The organism is Chryseobacterium sp. PET-29, assembly GCF_025736815.1.
GTDB lineage: Bacteria > Bacteroidota > Bacteroidia > Flavobacteriales > Weeksellaceae > Chryseobacterium > Chryseobacterium nepalense.
This window is the reverse complement of record NZ_CP107053.1, coordinates 752,941-769,235: the sequence shown is the minus strand read 5'-3', so window position 1 is coordinate 769,235 and position 16,295 is coordinate 752,941. Positions and strand designations below refer to the sequence as shown.

The following is a 16,295-nucleotide window of genomic DNA, read 5'->3' as shown; positions in this document are numbered from 1 at the left end:
ATCTGCCAGATGGTCTTGAAAATTTGAAAAATGTTGTCGCAAATATTTCAACGCTGTCATTTCCTAGCCCCGATCGAACGGCATGTCTGAGCTCTTTCCAATGGTTTCGGCGGCGGCTTCGCCGCCGAAACCATTGGAAAAGCGAGTAGAGAGAGCGGGAAAAAGCTCCTTTTACAAAGAAATATATTTTTGCCAGGTAAACCTTATGGTTTGCCTTACCAATTTTAACAAAATTCCTCGGCTTTATTGTTTATTACAAATATATTCCCTACTTTTGCACCTCGAAATAATTAACAAATTTTTTAACATTATGAACAATTACGAAACTGTTTTCATTTTAACTCCCGTTCTATCTGAAGCTCAGGTGGAGGAAGCAGTGAACAAGTATGTAGATCTTATCAAAGAAAAGAACTGCGAAATCGTTGCTAAAGAAAACTGGGGATTAAAAAAATTAGCTTACCCGATCCAATTGAAAAAGAACGGATTTTACACTTTAATTGAATTTAAAGGTGAAGGTTCTGTAGTAGCTGATCTAGAATTAGCATTCAAGCGTGACGAGAGAGTAATCCGTTACCTTACTACAAAACTAGACAAACATGCTGTTGACTACGCTGTAACTAGAAGAGCAAAAGTAAAAGCAGCTAAAGCTTAATTATTAACCCTATTTTTTAAAAAGACAAGACATGGCAATAGACGAAATGGCTAAACAAGCCTCAGCTGGAGGAGAATCTGAAGTAAAATTCCTTACTCCGCTTGATATCAATACAAAATCTGAAAAGAAATATTGTAGATTCAAAAAATACGGAATTAAGCACGTTGATTACAAAGATGCTGATTTCTTATTACAGTTCGTAAACGAACAAGGTAAAATCTTACCAAGAAGATACACTGGAACTTCTTTAAAATACCAAAGAAAAGTTTCTGCTGCAATCAAAAGAGCAAGACACCTTGCGTTACTACCATACGTAGCTGACTTATTGAAATAAAAAAAATTGCAATTAGCCATTAGCATTAGCTTTTGGCTTTTTGTTGCTGAATAAATAATTAATTCTAACTTGATTTTAGATAATAGATTTAAGGTTTGAGACAAAATGTCTAACATCTGATTTCTAAATTCTAACATCTAAAAAAGGACAACAACAATGGACATTATCCTAAAAAAAGACGTAGAAAATTTAGGTCTTGAATTCGACACCGTAAGCGTAAAGCCAGGTTATGCTAGAAACTTCTTAATTCCTCAGGGATACGCACTTTTAGCAACTCCTAAAAATAAAGCAGCTCTTGAAGCTACTTTGGAAGCTAGAAAAGAAGAAGAAGCTAAGTTAATCGCTGCTGCAAACGCTGTAGTTGAACAATTGAAAAAAACTTCTATTACTATTCCTGCAAAAGTAGGTTCTGGTGATAAATTATTCGGATCTATCAACAATGCAGATCTTTCTGCAGCTCTTGGAAAAGCAGGAGTTTCTGTAGAGAAGAAATACATCAAAATCCCAGGAAATACAATAAAGAGAACTGGTAAAGTAACGGCTAACATCAGACTACACAGAAATGTAGAATACAATTTCGAATTCGATATCGTATCTGATGCTCCGGTAGAAGCTGCTCCTGCTAAAAAAGAAGAAGCAAAATCTGAAGAAGCTTAATCTACAAGACTTGTATAATACAAAACCACTTCAATTTGAAGTGGTTTTTTGTTTTGCTTAATAAAAAAATCGCGAGTTTAGTTTATGACTTTGGAGCCCATTGCTTAAAAAACTCTTTTACTTTTTCAAGGCTGTACCCTTTTCCTTCTTCCAATACATCACTCTGCTGAACATGGATCATTTTGCCGTTTTTATCCAGGATAATGAACACAGGATAACCGAATTTTTCGCCGGGATTTCCATAGGCTTCAAAAACTTTTTCATTTTTGTTGTCAGGGGAATAATTGAGGTGATAATATTCGTAGTTTTTATCAACAATTGATTTCAGCTCCTGTGTTGTTTGTACAAACTGGTTGAATCTGAGGCACCAGATACACCAATTTCCGCCAGCTTGGATCATTATATTCTTTTTCTCTTTTTTTGCTTTAGCAATAAGGTTCTGAATATCTTTTTCAGCATCAGCTTTCGGATCATATGGCTTTGGTAATTTAGCCTTTTCTTCCGCAGCTTTCTTTTTAGCATCCAGTTCAGAATGATCTGGCTTTACCAACAATGACTTTTCATCATTTTTTCTTTCGTCTGTCGGCTTAATATTTTGAGAAAAGGCAAAAAAACTTAATCCCAAAAAACCTATTAGTGATAATTTTTTCATATTGTAAAATTAAAAAAATATGAGTATTTGCATGCAAAAATACAACCATATTTTTATTATCCGTAAATTTGCCTGTTTTATGAATTTTCTGATAAAAATATTAAACTTGATTTCCAAGCTTCCTCTGAAAATATTATATGTTTTTTCAGATATTATGTTCTTTCTGAATTATTATTTGGTGGGCTATCGGAAAAATGTAATTACTAAAAATCTTAAAAACTCCTTCCCCGAAAAATCTGAACAGGAAATAAAAGAAATAAGAAAAAAATTCTACCGTAATTTTTCAGATTATCTGGTAGAAACTATTAAATCTTTTGGTATTACAGAAACGGAATCAAGAGTAAGGATGCAGCATATTAACCAGGAAGTTTTTCATGAAGCAGAACAAGAAGGGAAAAACATTATCTTATTGGCAGGGCATGTATTCAATTGGGAATGGATTAATGCTTTGGCGAAAATAATTCCGCAGGATCACTGCCATCCCGTGTATAGAAAAGTAAACAGTGATTTCTGGGAAAATCAGATGAAAAATGTCCGAAATAAATTCGGCAATGAGGCGCTTGAAGCAAAAGAAGTAATCCTTAATATTGTACGGTCCAGGAACGACGGAAGCTCGGCCTACATGTTTGTGGCGGACCAGACTCCGCATTTTGCCCATATCACCTATGGCTTGGAATTTCTTAATCAGAGAACTCCTGTTTTTACAGGCTATGACAGACTGGCAACGAAAATGGATCTTGCGTTCATTTATTGCGAGATGAAGAAGGTGAAACGCGGGTTCTATCAGGTCAATTACCACAGAATCTATCCGGATGGAGAAAAATTTGTTGAACATGAAGTAGTAAAAAAATTCCATAAATTACTGGAAAATACAATTAATAAACGCCCCGACAATTATCTCTGGTCTCATAGAAAGTGGAAATATCAGGATTCTATCAAAAATTTTGATTCTGAAAAAATTTAGTAACGAATGTCAAAAAAATTAGCGGTTGTCATATTAAACTGGAACGGAAAATCATGGCTGGAAAAATTTCTTCCGGACGTAGTTCGTTTCTCTCCTCAATCTGATATTTATGTGATCGACAATCTTTCAACAGATAATTCTATTGCTTTTTTACTGAACCATTTTCCAGAAGTAAAAGTTATTAAAAACGATAAAAATTACGGTTTCGCAGGCGGATATAATGAAGGTTTGAAGCATATCAAGAACGAAATATACTGCCTTCTGAATTCTGATGTTGAAGTGACTGAAAACTGGACAGGTCCTGCGATTGAATTGTTGGAAAAAAATCCCGATATAGCAGCGGTACAGCCGAAAATCTTGTCATACGACAGAAAAAATTATTTTGAATTTGCAGGTGCCGCAGGTGGACTGATTGACAATTTGGGATATCCATATTGCAGAGGAAGAGTTTTTGCTGACATTGAAGAAGATCACGGACAATATAATGATGAAGCTGAAATTTTCTGGGCTTCGGGATGCTGCTTATTTATCCGCTCAAAAGATTTTTGGGAACAAAACGGTTTTGATGAACGCTTTTTTGCCCATCAGGAAGAAATTGATCTCTGCTGGAGATTAATTAATTCAGGAAAGAAGATTTTTTATACCGGAAAATCTGAAGTTTTTCACGTTGGTGGCGGAACATTGAATAAGCAAAGTGCAAAAAAAACGTTCCTTAATATGAGGAATAACCTTTTAATGCTTTTGAAAAATTTGCCGTTTCCACAGTTAATTGTCGTAATATTTTCAAGGCTTTGTCTTGACGGATTCGCTGCTTTATATTTTGGTTACAAATACGGAATCTCTCATTTTTGGGCAGTAGGAAGAGCGCATTTTGCTTTTTATACTTATATTCCCGGAACATGGAAAAGGCGGCAGAAGAATCAGAAACATCAATTTTATCAATCTAAATGGTTGATTTTTAAACATTTTTTGAAATGAAAACAACTCCACTAGTCTTATTATTTTTACTTTTCTTTCAGCAGTCATTTTCGCAGAAAAATGCATGGTCTGCTATTGATAAAAGTTACAGCATTAAAACAATATCAGAAAAAAGTACGGAAATTTTAAAAGATACAGATCCTGTAAATGTTAAGATTTTTTCATTTCGTGATATTGTTGATAATCTCGATCCTGAAAAAGAAAAACCGGCATCCGAGAAGAATTTGTCTTTTAAAGATATCCGTGATAAAGTTGATAAAAAAGGTAAAGTTAATTTCAAAAGAAACTCTGTTTATCTAGTAAGGCTTAAAGAAGGCCTTAATGGCGGAAGGTTCCGGATTACCATCAATAAAAATGCTGACAAAAAAGCGGTAGAAAATTTAAATCAATACCTCAGCGAAAAAATTACGCACGGAAGCATTTTAAAAGAGACCATTGATACACCGGAAAGTAAAAATATGACTACGGGATTTATTATTACGGTAAGTGATAAGGATGGCGTTGATATTAATAGTTTAAAACAAAAATACAGCAATATTATTAGTGATATCACCAAGGTTGCCACGAACAAAAGTACACTCTTTTTTAAAATAACAACTTAGAAATTATGGATTTTTGTGCAATAGATTTTGAGACCGCTACGCACGAGAGAAATTCTGCATGTGAACTGGGAGTTTGTATCGTACAGGATTCAAAAATTATCGAAACCAGGACATGGCTCATTAAACCGCCGAGTTTCCCTTATTTTAATCCTTTTAATGTCGACGTACATGGAATTGTAGCAGACGACGTAAAAGACGCTCCTACTTTCGATGAAATCTGGTATGAAGTGGAAGAAATGATGTACGGAATTTTAATGATTGCACACAACGCAGGTTTTGACGCCGGTGTATTACGCGGTTGCCTGAATCATTACGGAATATTTACTCCAAAGCTGAATTATTTATGCAGCATTCAGCTAGCCAAAAAATCATGGAATTATTTACCAAGGTACGGACTGAAACATTTGGCAGAATATCATCAGTTAAGCTTTAATCATCATAGAGCGGGCGATGATGCAGAGGTGTGTGCAAAAATATCTTTACTGGCTTTTGAAAAGCTGTTTTTAAGCAGTAATGAGGAAATAAGTGATGTTATGAAATTAAAAATAAAAAAACTTTAATTTTTTAATTTCTATAGGCAACATGCAAATTCCAGAATAAAGAATAATTCCGTATTTGAGAATTTTAATTGCTTAAAACTTCTGATAACAAATTAAATTTCGGAATATCAATTTCAAAATTTTCCTGGGTTTCCATATTTCTCACGAGGTATTTTCCACTCATATTTCCGACTCCGGAACGAAGCATTACATTGGAAAAATAGGCAAAATTTTCACTGACAGCAATTTCGGGTGTTAAGCCTATAACACCGTCTCCGATGATTTCCGTATAGCCGAATCCCACATCGAAAATCAGCCATTTTCGCTTTAAAATCTTTATCGGAAAGCTTCCGTCATTTTCGATCGTTATGTTATACTTGAAAACATATCTGTTTTCAGATGGATAACTGTTTTTGCTATCATATTCAGGTATTACTGAAACTTTGATATTGGAGGTCATTTTGGAGAACATCATCTTGGTATTTTCTTAAAATATACAAAAATCTCGCCCTTTTTGGGCGAGATTGAAATTTATATCTTATAATTTGTTTTTATACTTATAAGCCCAGGCCTTTTCTTTCGTCCCCGTTCATTAAAATTCCTACCGGATTGTCAATGGCTTCTTTTACCGCAACCAGGAATCCAACAGACTCTTTTCCGTCGATAATTCTGTGGTCGTAAGACATTGCTACATACATCATTGGGCGGATAACCACCTGCCCGTCAACAGCTACCGGTCTTTGAATGATATTATGCATTCCAAGAATTGCAGATTGCGGAGGATTAATAATCGGTGTTGACATCATAGAACCGAATGTACCACCATTGGTAATGGTAAAAGTACCCCCTGTCATTTCGTCAACTGTAATCTTCCCGTCTCTTACTTTTGTAGCAAGATCTTTGATATTCGCCTCAACACTGGCAAAAGACATGTTTTCCGCATTTCTCAATACAGGAACCATTAATCCTTTAGGACCTGAAACGGCAATTGAAATATCGCAGAAATCATAATTTACTTTGAAATCTCCGTCGATGGATGCATTAACGTCCGGGTACATTTGCAATGCTCTTGTAACCGCTTTTGTGAAGAAAGACATGAAACCAAGTCCAACGCCGTGTCTCTGAGCAAATTCTTCTTTATATAATTTTCTTAATCTAAAGATTTCGGACATGTCAACTTCATTAAATGTTGTTAGCATCGCCGTCTCGTTCTTCACAGAAACTAATCTCTGTGCTATTTTTCTTCTAAGAACTGAAAGTTTTGTAGTAGTGGTAGATCTTGAACCTGTAGCGGTAACCGGATTTCCTCCCAATGCAGGAACAGCAGCAAGTTCAGCATCTGATTTTGTAATTCTTCCATCTCTTCCGCTTCCTGAAACCTGTGCAGCGTCCATTCCTTTTTCATCAAGGATTTTTTTAGCTGCAGGAGACGGAGCGCCCGTTGCATAGGTTTGTGTTGCAGCAGGTTGAGCAACAGGTTGTTGAACCGGTACTTCCTGTTTAGCAGGCTCAGCAGCTTTTGGAGCTTCTTCCTGTTTTGGAGCTTCAGCAGCAGGAGCAGCACTTCCTGAAGGTTTTGCAGCATCCATATCGATTAAGCAAACCACTTGTCCTACCTGTACCACATCCCCTTCTTCAGCTTTTAAAGTAATTACACCGCTTTCTTCAGCAGGCAATTCCAGCGTTGCTTTGTCTGAATCTACCTCCGCGATGGGTTGATCTTTCTCTACATAATCACCATCTTTTACAAGCCAGGTTGCAATTTCAACTTCTGTAATTGATTCGCCCGGTGAAGGAACTTTCATTTCTAAAACTGACATATCGTATTTTTTATTTTTTTATTTATTATTTTTTCTGACTTTATGGGAGATCGATGAATAGATGGATAGATTTTAGAATCTTAGCTTTATTCTTGTACATCTTACTTATAACATCTCACCTCTCACTTTATTAAAATTAAGCTGTTACAGGTCTTTTTACCGGAGCATCATTTCTGTCGAATACTCTGTTGATCACTGCATTCTGGTTTTTCTCAAACATTTTGTGACTTCCGGGAGCCGGAGCACCGCTTGGAACCGGAGCGATTACCTGGATTCCTGTATCTCTGAAGTTTCTCAGGATATAAGACCATGCTCCCATATTTTCAGGTTCTTCCTGAGCCCAAACAATTTCTTTTCTGTTTGAATATTTTTCGAAGATGGCTTCAATAGCGTTATTCTGTAAAGGATATAACTGCTCGAACCTTACCAATGCAATATTTTCAGCATTCAGCTCTTCTTTTTTAGCTAGTAATTCAAAGTATAATTTTCCTGAACAAAGCACTAATTTTTCAACTTTTTTAGGATCTGCAGAAGGATCATCAAGAATTGGCTGGAAACCTCCGTTTGCAAAATCTTCAAGTGGAGAAACTACTTTCGGATGTCTTAGCAATGATTTAGGACTCATTACGATTAACGGCTTTCTGAATGACCATTTCAGCTGTCTTCTTAATAAATGGAAATAGTTTGCAGGAGAAGTGATATTGGCAACCACCATATTTTCATTGGCACATAAGGTAAGGAATCTTTCCAGTCTTGCTGAAGAGTGTTCCGCTCCCTGACCTTCCGAACCGTGTGGCAATAGCATTACCAAACCATCCTGAATTTTCCACTTTTCTTCTGCAGCAGCCAGATACTGATCAACAATAATCTGGGCACCGTTTACGAAATCTCCGAACTGAGCTTCCCAAATGGTTAAAGTATTAGGTGAAGCCATTGCATAACCGTAATCGAAACCTAAAACCCCATATTCTGAAAGATGAGAGTTATACACATCAAATCTGCTTTCTGAAACGTGTCTTAGCGGGATATATTCTTCTTCCGTATCTTCAGTCTTTACCACAGCATGTCTGTGTGAGAAGGTTCCTCTTTCTACATCTTCCCCGGAAATTCTTATGTTATGGCCTTCCACTAAAAGGGTTGCATAAGCCAGCCATTCTCCTAAAGCCCAGTCTAAAGAATCGGCTTCGATTGCTTTAATCCTGTTTTCAAAAAGTCTTGTAATTTTGTTTAGGAACTTTTTATCAGCAGGAAGCGTAGACATTTTAACGGCCAGTTCTTTCAGCTTTTCAAGGTCATATTTTGTATCAACAGAATCCTGAACTGCGCCTCTTTTGGCGATTGGATAATTGGTCCAGTCATCTGCCATGAATACATCCATCACGTTTTTTTCTATTTCTTTGGATGCATCGAAATTTTCATCTAAAAGCGCTTTGAATTCCGTTTCCATTTTAGCAATAACATCATTTGAGGTTACGCTGTCTTTCAACAATTTATCTTTATAGATTTCTCTTGGATTCGGATGTTTTGAAATGATTTTATAAAGATTCGGCTGCGTAAATCTTGGCTCATCCCCTTCATTGTGTCCGTATTTTCTGTATCCTAACAAATCAATGTACACATCTTTACCGAATTTTGCTCTGAAATCAGCAGCAAAGTGGATGGCATGAACAACAGCTTCTGCATCATCAGCATTTACGTGCATTACAGGAGATTCCGTAACTTTTGCAATATCTGTACAATACGTTGAAGATCTTGCATCCATGTAATTCGTTGTGAAGGAAACCTGATTATTAACTACGATATGAACCGTACCACCTGTTCTGTAACCTTCCAGTGTCATCATCTGGGCAACTTCGTAAGCAATACCCTGTCCGGCAATAGCGCCGTCACCATGGATTACGATCGGTAAAATTTTAGAATAATCACCTTTGTACTTATCATCTACTTTTGCACGGCAGATTCCTTCTACAAGAGCAGCAACCGTTTCAAGGTGAGACGGATTCGGGGTAAGATTGATGGAAACTTCCTCTCCTGAGGCTGTTTTAATTTTTTTAGATGAACCTAAATGGTATTTTACATCTCCCGAGAATACGTCTTCTTCAAATTCTTTTCCTTCAAACTCCGAGAAGATTTGCTTGTAAGACTTTCCGAAAATATTGGTAAGAACATTCAGTCTCCCTCTGTGCGCCATTCCTAAAACAACCTCATCAACGCCCAACTGTGAAGATCTTGAAATTAACTGATCCAATGCAGGAATCAATGTTTCACCACCTTCAAGAGAAAATCTTTTTTGTCCGACAAATTTTGTATGAAGATAATTTTCAAATGCAACAGCCTGATTTAATTTTAATAAAATCTCAGTTTTTTCATTTGCTGAAAGACCCGGATGGTTTTCGTTAACCTGGATCCATTTTTTAATAAAATCTTTTTCTTCAACGTTGTTGATGTGCATATACTCTACCCCGATAGAATCACAATAGATATTCTCAAGGTGTGTGATAAGCTCTTGTAACGTTGCAGGACCCTTCATCCCTGTTTCAACCGCACAATTGAATTTTGTATTTAAATCCGACTTATCAAGGCCGAAGTTTTCGATGTCTAAAGTCGGAGTATAATGTCTTCTTTCTCTAACAGGGTTTGTTTTCGTAAACAGATGTCCTCTCGTTCTGTACGCTTCGATAAGGTTTACCACCTTAAATTCTTTTTTGATATGCTCAGGAACTTCACCGTTTGATGCAGCCTGTGCTGCCTGCTGTACTACCGGAGCAGAAGCAGCCGGAGCCTGTGTGTACTGACTATAATCGTCTTCCCCGTAATTCTCCAAAGCAAAATCGAAACCTTGAAAAAAGGCCTTCCATGATGGTTCTAAAGAATCGGGAAATTTTAAATACTGTTGGTATAAATCCTCAATTAACTGAGAATGAGCTGCGTTTAGGAATGAAAATCTGTCCATTATTACAGTTTATCTGTTATTAAAATTTGTTTGTAGAATTAAACGTCAAATTTAATAAAAAAAACCGACTTGGAACAGCCTGTAACTATTAAAAAAACTATAAAAGAAATAAATTTAATGAATTTACTTAAATACTGATAATGAGAGTTTCATATTCACATCTCCATCCTCTACCGGGCGTTCCAAAAACGTCTGCCGGATATCACCAAAACGCATCTCATCTTTTTTGGCTTTCTGAATAAGCTGCTGAATTGCTTTTATTCTCCCGTCATAAGTCCCTTTATAATACATGATATAGTTTTGGGTAGGAGATTGAGTCCTGAAACTGAAATTGTTATCCGTAAGCCCGAATTTTTTAGACAAAGGAATTCCAAGAAAATAAGAAACTTCCTTATCTTTATAATTGTCGGCATCCGTGATCATTACCGGAAAACCAAATTCATCCTCTTTTTTGCCCAGATCCATCGTGGTGTAATTATAAATTTTGTTATAATTCATCACAATATTTCTGTAGAGCGCATCTTTTTTGTTGGAAGTGCTTACGTTAATTCCCAGGAGAAGCTTTTCTTCCTCATTTTCAACCATAAGGCTATCGTATTTTATAGCTGCCATCTGATTGTCTTTTTCAACTTTATTACCTAAAACATTGTTGAGATTAATCATGCTCTTATTAATATTTTCAGCAAAACGGTCTTCTGTCCAGAAGTTTTCAACGCGTCTTAAAACAGACAGTTTAGGAGTATGTACAATCCAGGTGATTTTTGTTTTTTCTGCAGCTACGGCCTTAAATTTCACATCAACCACAGTAGGACTTTCATTGTTGTCTTCAAAGAGCTGATAGCGTAAGGTTCTGTTTGGATTTTCGTAGCGGAGGAACATTTCCCCATTTGTATCATTTTTCGGGTCTGTGTAGCTTATGGAACTTCCCTGCCCTTCATAGGGTGTATAATAATCAATATCAACGGAACTTGAACTGGTGAAGAAATTATTCCACCGTGTAAAATTCTGAAGATTATTAAACTGGTTAAAAACTTTTTCTACCGGATAATTGATTTCTTTTTCGATTGTAAAATCTTTGCTTTCATCCACAAAATAATACATGGAAGCCGCATAAGCCCCGATCAGTAATAAAATAATAGCTGCTATGATTTTAAAGAAACGCATCGTACAAATGTATTGAAAATAACAAAAGTGACCAATATGATGATCACTCTGTTTTAATTTATTTTTGATAAAGTTAAACTAAGTTTAACTTTTTTAATCTTCTTATCCGATATGAGTTCCCGGTGTAAGTACCGCACCCTTTTTCACTACAATAATACCGTCCTGAACGGAGTATGTACCGTAGTCGCCGTCACTGATATGTTTTCCTCCAATGATGCGTACATTGTCGCCAATGTGGCAGTTTTTATCTAAAATTGCTTTTTCAATATAACAGTATTTTCCAATTCCCATATTAGGCTGTCCATTTCTGTCATTGTTGATAATTTCTGCAGGATCCTGATAAAAGTCAGCGCCCATAACGTAAGAATTTACGATGGTACTTCCCTTATCGATTCTTGTTCTGTTTCCGATTACGGAATTTTCGATTTTATCTGCCATGATAATACATCCGTCACCGAAAACCGCCTTACTTACGTAAGAACCGTTAATTTTGGATGGCGGAAGCATTCTAGCTCTCGTGTAGATTGGTGATGAAGAGAAAAGATTAAACTGAGGAAAGTCCTGGCAAAGATCCAGGTTTGCTTCGTAGAAAGATTCAATGGTTCCGATGTCTGTCCAGTAGCCTTCATACTGATAGCTTAACGTAGTATATTTCCCGATGGAATTAGGGATAATGTCTTTTCCGAAATCGTCTCCGGCTCCTTCATCAAACATTTTTTTCAAAATGCTTTTGGTGAAGATATAAATCCCCATTGAAGCCAGATATTCTTTTCCCGCATGTTTGTTTTCTTCCGAAACTTCAGATTTTAAACCATCTAAGATATCATATCCCGGTTTTTCAACAAAAGAGGTTATGTTGCCTTCGTCATCAGAACTCAAAATTCCAAAACCTGTAGCATCTTTGGCGTTTACCGGAATGGTTGCAATAGTAACGTCGCCACCTTTTTCGATATGGAAATCCAACATTTCTTTGAAATCCATCTGGTAAAGCTGGTCTCCCGAAAGAATCAAGATATAATCATAATCATATTTTTCTAAATGTTTCATCGACTGGCGTACTGCGTCAGCCGTTCCCTGATACCAATTTTCGTTTTCAACATTCTGTTCTGCGGCAAGAATATCTACAAAACCTTTGCTGAAAATATCGAAATGGTAAGAGTTTTTAATGTGTGAATTTAAAGAGGCAGAATTAAATTGCGTTAAAACCAGAATTTTGTTCATTCCTGAATTTAAACAGTTTGAAATAGGAATATCTACCAACCTGTATTTTCCAGCGATGGGAACTGCCGGTTTAGATCTTGTGAACGTTAATGGGAACAACCTTGTTCCTCTACCTCCTCCTAAAACAATGGAAATGACATTGCGATTCATAAATTATTTTGCGTTTTATTTTATTAAGTTTACTGTTCTGTTTTTGGTGTCTATATATTTACTTCAGAAATTTAATTTCAGACAATTCTCAAAATTAATTTTTATATAAAGCTATATATTTTTCCGCTGACTTTTCCCATGAAAAATCAAAATTCATATTAGCATGAATCAGATTTTCCATTACACTCTTTTGATTGTAAAGCATTAATGCCCTGTTCATCGCGTGAATTACATCATCTACTCCGGGATAGCTAAAATTAATCCCTGCTCCACCCGTGGAAATATCAGCTACTGTATCTCTCAGACCTCCGGTGTAGCGTACAATCGGTACCGTTCCGTATCTCATGGAGTACATCTGATTGAGACCACAAGGCTCTACCCTTGAAGGCATCAGCAAAAAATCCGCCGAAGCGTATATTTTATGGGAAAGATGTTCTTTATATCCCAAATCCAAAGCAAAATTGGTATACGTATAATCGTATTCTTTAAGCTTATTTTCAATATAACTGTTACCGGATCCTAAAACCATGATATTGAGTGCTCCGTAGCTTTGTTTAATGCTTTTCCAGACAATATCAGGAAGAAGATCGGCGCCTTTTTCTGTAGCAAATCTTCCGATAAAGGCAAACAAAGGAAGTTCAGGCTTCAATCCATATTCTTTACAAAGTTTTTCTTTGCCTTTCCTTTTCTGCTCAACAGCATTTTTACTGTTAAAATTAAAATCCAGCATCGGGTCGGTTTCCGGGTTCCAAACTTCGGTATCAATTCCGTTGATAATTCCGTATGCCTTACCAAATTCGTCCCTTACAAGACTCTCAAGACCGCGGAAGCTTACATAAAGCTCTTCAAGATAACCCTGAGAAACGGTTGTAAAAGCATGGGCACATTTGATCATGCTTGCGAGAGGATTGATTAGTCCGTTCCAATCCATTAATCCCCATTTATACTGATCGAAGGATGGAAGAAACCGGGCCATTTCCCAGCTCATCATTCCCTGATATTCACCGTTGTGGATTGTTGCTATAGTTTTCACTCCTTTAAGGGAAGAAAATTCAGGACAATATTCAATCATAAAAGGAACCAATCCTGTATGATAATCATGGCAGTGTAAAACATCCGGACGGATATTCATCGCACTTAACCAGTGAAGAACGCCATGCTGAAAACCTAAAAACTGAAAATTTTCGTCCTGGTAGCCGTAAGGATTGTCTCTGTCTAAAAGTCCCGGGATTTTTACCATGTACAGTTCGAAGCCCAAAACATTTGATTTCTCCTTTAAAACCTGCACCTGAAGCATATTTCCTCCCTGGTGAATAAAGCCATCAAAAACTATGTCAAACTCATGATCGTAGACAAAAGATTTGTTGTACCAGGGCATAACAACCTTCGCTTCAATATCTTTAATTTTATTCTGATATTTCGGCAAAGCGCCCACTACATCGGCCAAGCCTCCTACTTTTGCCACCGGATAACATTCCGTGCTTAGATGATAAATTACCATTTTCTATCTTATCTTTTGTGGTGTTTAATTCTATTTTGCTTGTATTGCTTGTCTTTTCTTTTTAAAATAATCCCTGCCATCGGAGGAAGATTAAGGCTTATAGATTTCTGATGTCCCATATACTCCTCATACTGTTCATTAAAAATATCGGCCTTCACGCCGCTTCCTGCATACTGCTCATCATCAGAATTTAGAATTACTTCCCAATGGGTTCCTGCAGCTACACCAATTTTGTAATCAATAACTCTTGGAGTCAGGTTAAGAATTACCATGTATGAATCATCTTTTCGCTTACCCTTTCTCAAGTAGATGTAGACAGAGTTATCCACATCATCTGCCTGTATCCATTCAAAGCCTTCCGGCGAAAACTGATTTTCGTAAAAAGCAGTTTCATTCCTGTAGATATGATTAAGATCTTTTACCAGTTTCTGTAATCCTTTATGAACGGGATATACAAGCAAATGCCAGTCCAGACTTTTTTTGAAATTCCATTCATTGGTCTGCCCGAACTCATCGCCCATGAATAAAAGTTTGGCTCCAGGATGCGTAAACATATACACATACAGTGCCCGGAGATTGGCAAATTTCTGCCATTCGTCACCAAACATCTTGTAAATTAGGCTCGATTTACCATGTACGACCTCATCATGAGATAAAGGCATCATATAATTTTCATTATACATGTACATGGAAGCAAAAGTCAATTTATGATGATAAAATTTTCTGTCAATAGGATCTTTTTTAAAATAATCCAGTGTATCGTGCATCCAGCCCATCATCCATTTCATACCAAAACCTACACCCCCATTGTGAACAGGTTTGGTAAGCATTGGAAAATCCGAACTCTCTTCAGCAATGGTAATAATGGAATCACCAAACTCTTTATACACTGCCGTATTAAATTCCTGTAAGAACGTTTTTGCTTCCAGATTTACATTTCCCCCATAGATATTGGGTTCCCATTCGCCCTCATTTCTGGAATAGTCGAGATGGAGCATGGAAGTAACCGCATCCACACGCAGTCCGTCTGCATGATAACGTTCCAGCCAAAACATAGCATTTGAAATTAAAAAAGATTTTACTTCATTTCTTCCGTAATTGAAAATATAGGATTTCCAGTCGGGATGAAAACCTTTTCTCGGATCTTCATGTTCATACAGGTAAGAACCGTCGAATCTGTGTAATCCGTTGGCATCACCAGGAAAATGGGACGGAACCCAGTCCAGAATCACTCCGATATTGTTGCGGTGAAGCTCATCAATTAAAAACATCAGATCCTGAGGCGATCCGAAACGTGAAGTAGCTGCAAAAAAACCTGTAATCTGGTATCCCCAGCTCGGATCATACGGATACTCCATAACAGGCATAAATTCAACGTGCGTGAATTCCATTTCTTTGATATAAGGTACGAGCCTTTCCGCTATATCGCGATAATTTAAAAATTTTTCAGGATCTTCCTCATTTCTCATCCAGGAAGCAATATGAAGCTCATATACGGAAAGCGGAGCTGTAAGGCTGTTTTTTTTCCAGCGGCGGTCCATCCATTCTTTGTCATTCCATTCATACCATGTTGTTGAAAACAAAGATGCTGCCTGAATATTCTGTTCCCAGCTTAATGCATAAGGATCACTTTTTTCAAGAATTTCTCCTCCGGCAGTTTCTATGGCATATTTATACAAGGTTCCCCAAGTAAGACCGGCAATGAAACCCTCCCAGATTCCTGAGCCGTCCCATCTGGGAAAAAGAATATGATCTTTGGAATTCCAGTTGTTGAAATTTCCGATTACTGAAACTTTTTTGGCATTAGGAGCCCAGACCGAAAAGTAAACACCCGGTATTCCGTCTTTTTCAGCAGAATGTGCTCCGAATTTATCATACAGCTTATAATGTTTACCTTCTCTGAAAAGATAAATATCTTGATCCGTAAAAAGTGTATATGTTTTAACCGAATTCATCACGGTTTTAGTTTAAATTTTATTATTTTCCTGAAAGTACTAAAAAAATCAGAAAGAAAGGTTAATTATTATTGAAGAAATTATTATGTTTAATTACCCGTTATCACTAGTTTCTATCAAATATAGAGCTTTTTGAGGAGTATAAGATCATTT

Annotated in this window: 15 protein-coding genes; 7 read left to right on the top strand and 8 right to left on the bottom strand. The window is 36.7% G+C overall.

The annotated features are described in order from the left end of the window. Nucleotides 1-310: 310 nt before the first annotated feature. The 3 genes from rpsF to rplI all read left to right on the top strand — a co-directional run bounded on the left by rpsF (nt 311) and on the right by rplI (nt 1,643). Nucleotides 311-652 (top strand): 30S ribosomal protein S6, encoded by a 342-nt coding sequence (gene rpsF, locus ODE14_RS03305; RefSeq protein WP_066434819.1) that lies wholly within the window; start codon nt 311-313, stop codon nt 650-652. A 31-nt stretch (nt 653-683) separates the two neighbouring features. Beyond that, on the top strand, nt 684-986 hold the full coding sequence (gene rpsR, locus ODE14_RS03300; RefSeq protein ID WP_002979091.1) for a 30S ribosomal protein S18: 303 nt from the start codon (nt 684-686) through the stop codon (nt 984-986). A gap of 156 nt (nt 987-1,142) precedes the next feature. Beyond that, nucleotides 1,143-1,643, top strand: coding sequence for a 50S ribosomal protein L9 (gene rplI / locus ODE14_RS03295; RefSeq protein ID WP_169230733.1), 501 nt, complete (start codon nt 1,143-1,145; stop codon nt 1,641-1,643). A gap of 82 nt (nt 1,644-1,725) precedes the next feature. Here rplI and ODE14_RS03290 read toward each other — a convergent pair whose 3' ends face one another. Then, nucleotides 1,726-2,295, bottom strand: a complete 570-nt coding sequence (locus ODE14_RS03290) for a thioredoxin family protein (RefSeq protein WP_263602969.1) — start codon at nt 2,293-2,295, stop codon at nt 1,726-1,728. 79 nt (nt 2,296-2,374) lie between these two features. Here ODE14_RS03290 and ODE14_RS03285 point away from each other — a divergent pair, with 79 nt between their 5' ends. Genes ODE14_RS03285 through ODE14_RS03270 form a run of 4 tightly spaced genes read left to right on the top strand, consistent with a single transcriptional unit; the run spans nt 2,375 to nt 5,399 of the window. Next, nucleotides 2,375-3,259: a lysophospholipid acyltransferase family protein gene (locus tag ODE14_RS03285; RefSeq protein ID WP_263602968.1), complete on the top strand. Its 885-nt coding sequence runs from the start codon at nt 2,375-2,377 to the stop codon at nt 3,257-3,259. Between the two features lie 6 nt (nt 3,260-3,265). Continuing rightward, nucleotides 3,266-4,237, top strand: coding sequence for a glycosyltransferase family 2 protein (locus tag ODE14_RS03280; protein ID WP_263602967.1), 972 nt, complete (start codon nt 3,266-3,268; stop codon nt 4,235-4,237). Then, on the top strand, nt 4,234-4,839 hold the full coding sequence (locus ODE14_RS03275) for a hypothetical protein (protein ID WP_263602966.1): 606 nt from the start codon (nt 4,234-4,236) through the stop codon (nt 4,837-4,839). Before ODE14_RS03280 ends, ODE14_RS03275 begins: the two co-directional genes overlap by 4 nt. Before the next feature lie 5 nt (nt 4,840-4,844). Next, on the top strand, nt 4,845-5,399 hold the full coding sequence (locus tag ODE14_RS03270) for a 3'-5' exonuclease (RefSeq protein WP_263602965.1): 555 nt from the start codon (nt 4,845-4,847) through the stop codon (nt 5,397-5,399). Nucleotides 5,400-5,463: 64 nt separating this feature from the next. On the opposite strand, the gene apaG is transcribed toward ODE14_RS03270, so the two are convergent. The 7 genes from apaG to glgB form a co-directional block, all read right to left on the bottom strand. Then, on the bottom strand, nt 5,464-5,853 hold the full coding sequence (gene apaG, locus ODE14_RS03265) for a Co2+/Mg2+ efflux protein ApaG (protein WP_248393657.1): 390 nt from the start codon (nt 5,851-5,853) through the stop codon (nt 5,464-5,466). Nucleotides 5,854-5,935: 82 nt separating this feature from the next. Beyond that, nucleotides 5,936-7,198: a 2-oxoglutarate dehydrogenase complex dihydrolipoyllysine-residue succinyltransferase gene (gene odhB / locus ODE14_RS03260; protein WP_263602964.1), complete on the bottom strand. Its 1,263-nt coding sequence runs from the start codon at nt 7,196-7,198 to the stop codon at nt 5,936-5,938. Nucleotides 7,199-7,334: 136 nt separating this feature from the next. Then, nucleotides 7,335-10,151 carry a 2-oxoglutarate dehydrogenase E1 component gene (locus ODE14_RS03255; protein ID WP_248393659.1) on the bottom strand — a complete coding sequence of 939 codons (2,817 nt, stop codon included), beginning with the start codon at nt 10,149-10,151 and terminating at the stop codon, nt 7,335-7,337. 123 nt (nt 10,152-10,274) lie between these two features. Beyond that, nucleotides 10,275-11,315, bottom strand: a complete 1,041-nt coding sequence (locus ODE14_RS03250) for an SRPBCC domain-containing protein (RefSeq protein WP_248393660.1) — start codon at nt 11,313-11,315, stop codon at nt 10,275-10,277. Nucleotides 11,316-11,417: 102 nt separating this feature from the next. Then, entirely contained in the window at nt 11,418-12,686 is a 1,269-nt protein-coding gene (locus ODE14_RS03245) for a glucose-1-phosphate adenylyltransferase (protein WP_248393661.1), read from the bottom strand. A gap of 94 nt (nt 12,687-12,780) precedes the next feature. Further along, entirely contained in the window at nt 12,781-14,187 is a 1,407-nt protein-coding gene (locus ODE14_RS03240) for a glycogen synthase (RefSeq protein WP_263602963.1), read from the bottom strand. A gap of 8 nt (nt 14,188-14,195) precedes the next feature. Further along, nucleotides 14,196-16,142 carry a 1,4-alpha-glucan branching protein GlgB gene (gene glgB, locus ODE14_RS03235; RefSeq protein WP_263602962.1) on the bottom strand — a complete coding sequence of 649 codons (1,947 nt, stop codon included), beginning with the start codon at nt 16,140-16,142 and terminating at the stop codon, nt 14,196-14,198. Between the last annotated feature and the right edge of the window lie 153 nt (nt 16,143-16,295).

What these genes read in the sequence shown, in the direction of transcription:
- rpsF (WP_066434819.1), top strand. Translation starts at nt 311, where the DNA reads ATGAACAATTACGAAACTGTTTTCATTTTAACTCCCGTTCTATCTGAA.
- glgB (WP_263602962.1), bottom strand. Translation starts at nt 16,142, where the DNA reads ATGAATTCGGTTAAAACATATACACTTTTTACGGATCAAGATATTTAT.
- ODE14_RS03240 (WP_263602963.1), bottom strand. Translation starts at nt 14,187, where the DNA reads ATGGTAATTTATCATCTAAGCACGGAATGTTATCCGGTGGCAAAAGTA.
- ODE14_RS03250 (WP_248393660.1), bottom strand. Translation starts at nt 11,315, where the DNA reads ATGCGTTTCTTTAAAATCATAGCAGCTATTATTTTATTACTGATCGGG.
- ODE14_RS03245 (WP_248393661.1), bottom strand. Translation starts at nt 12,686, where the DNA reads ATGAATCGCAATGTCATTTCCATTGTTTTAGGAGGAGGTAGAGGAACA.
- rpsR (WP_002979091.1), top strand. Translation starts at nt 684, where the DNA reads ATGGCAATAGACGAAATGGCTAAACAAGCCTCAGCTGGAGGAGAATCT.
- ODE14_RS03275 (WP_263602966.1), top strand. Translation starts at nt 4,234, where the DNA reads ATGAAAACAACTCCACTAGTCTTATTATTTTTACTTTTCTTTCAGCAG.
- ODE14_RS03255 (WP_248393659.1), bottom strand. Translation starts at nt 10,151, where the DNA reads ATGGACAGATTTTCATTCCTAAACGCAGCTCATTCTCAGTTAATTGAG.
- apaG (WP_248393657.1), bottom strand. Translation starts at nt 5,853, where the DNA reads ATGATGTTCTCCAAAATGACCTCCAATATCAAAGTTTCAGTAATACCT.
- odhB (WP_263602964.1), bottom strand. Translation starts at nt 7,198, where the DNA reads ATGTCAGTTTTAGAAATGAAAGTTCCTTCACCGGGCGAATCAATTACA.
- ODE14_RS03290 (WP_263602969.1), bottom strand. Translation starts at nt 2,295, where the DNA reads ATGAAAAAATTATCACTAATAGGTTTTTTGGGATTAAGTTTTTTTGCC.
- ODE14_RS03280 (WP_263602967.1), top strand. Translation starts at nt 3,266, where the DNA reads ATGTCAAAAAAATTAGCGGTTGTCATATTAAACTGGAACGGAAAATCA.
- ODE14_RS03285 (WP_263602968.1), top strand. Translation starts at nt 2,375, where the DNA reads ATGAATTTTCTGATAAAAATATTAAACTTGATTTCCAAGCTTCCTCTG.
- rplI (WP_169230733.1), top strand. Translation starts at nt 1,143, where the DNA reads ATGGACATTATCCTAAAAAAAGACGTAGAAAATTTAGGTCTTGAATTC.
- ODE14_RS03270 (WP_263602965.1), top strand. Translation starts at nt 4,845, where the DNA reads ATGGATTTTTGTGCAATAGATTTTGAGACCGCTACGCACGAGAGAAAT.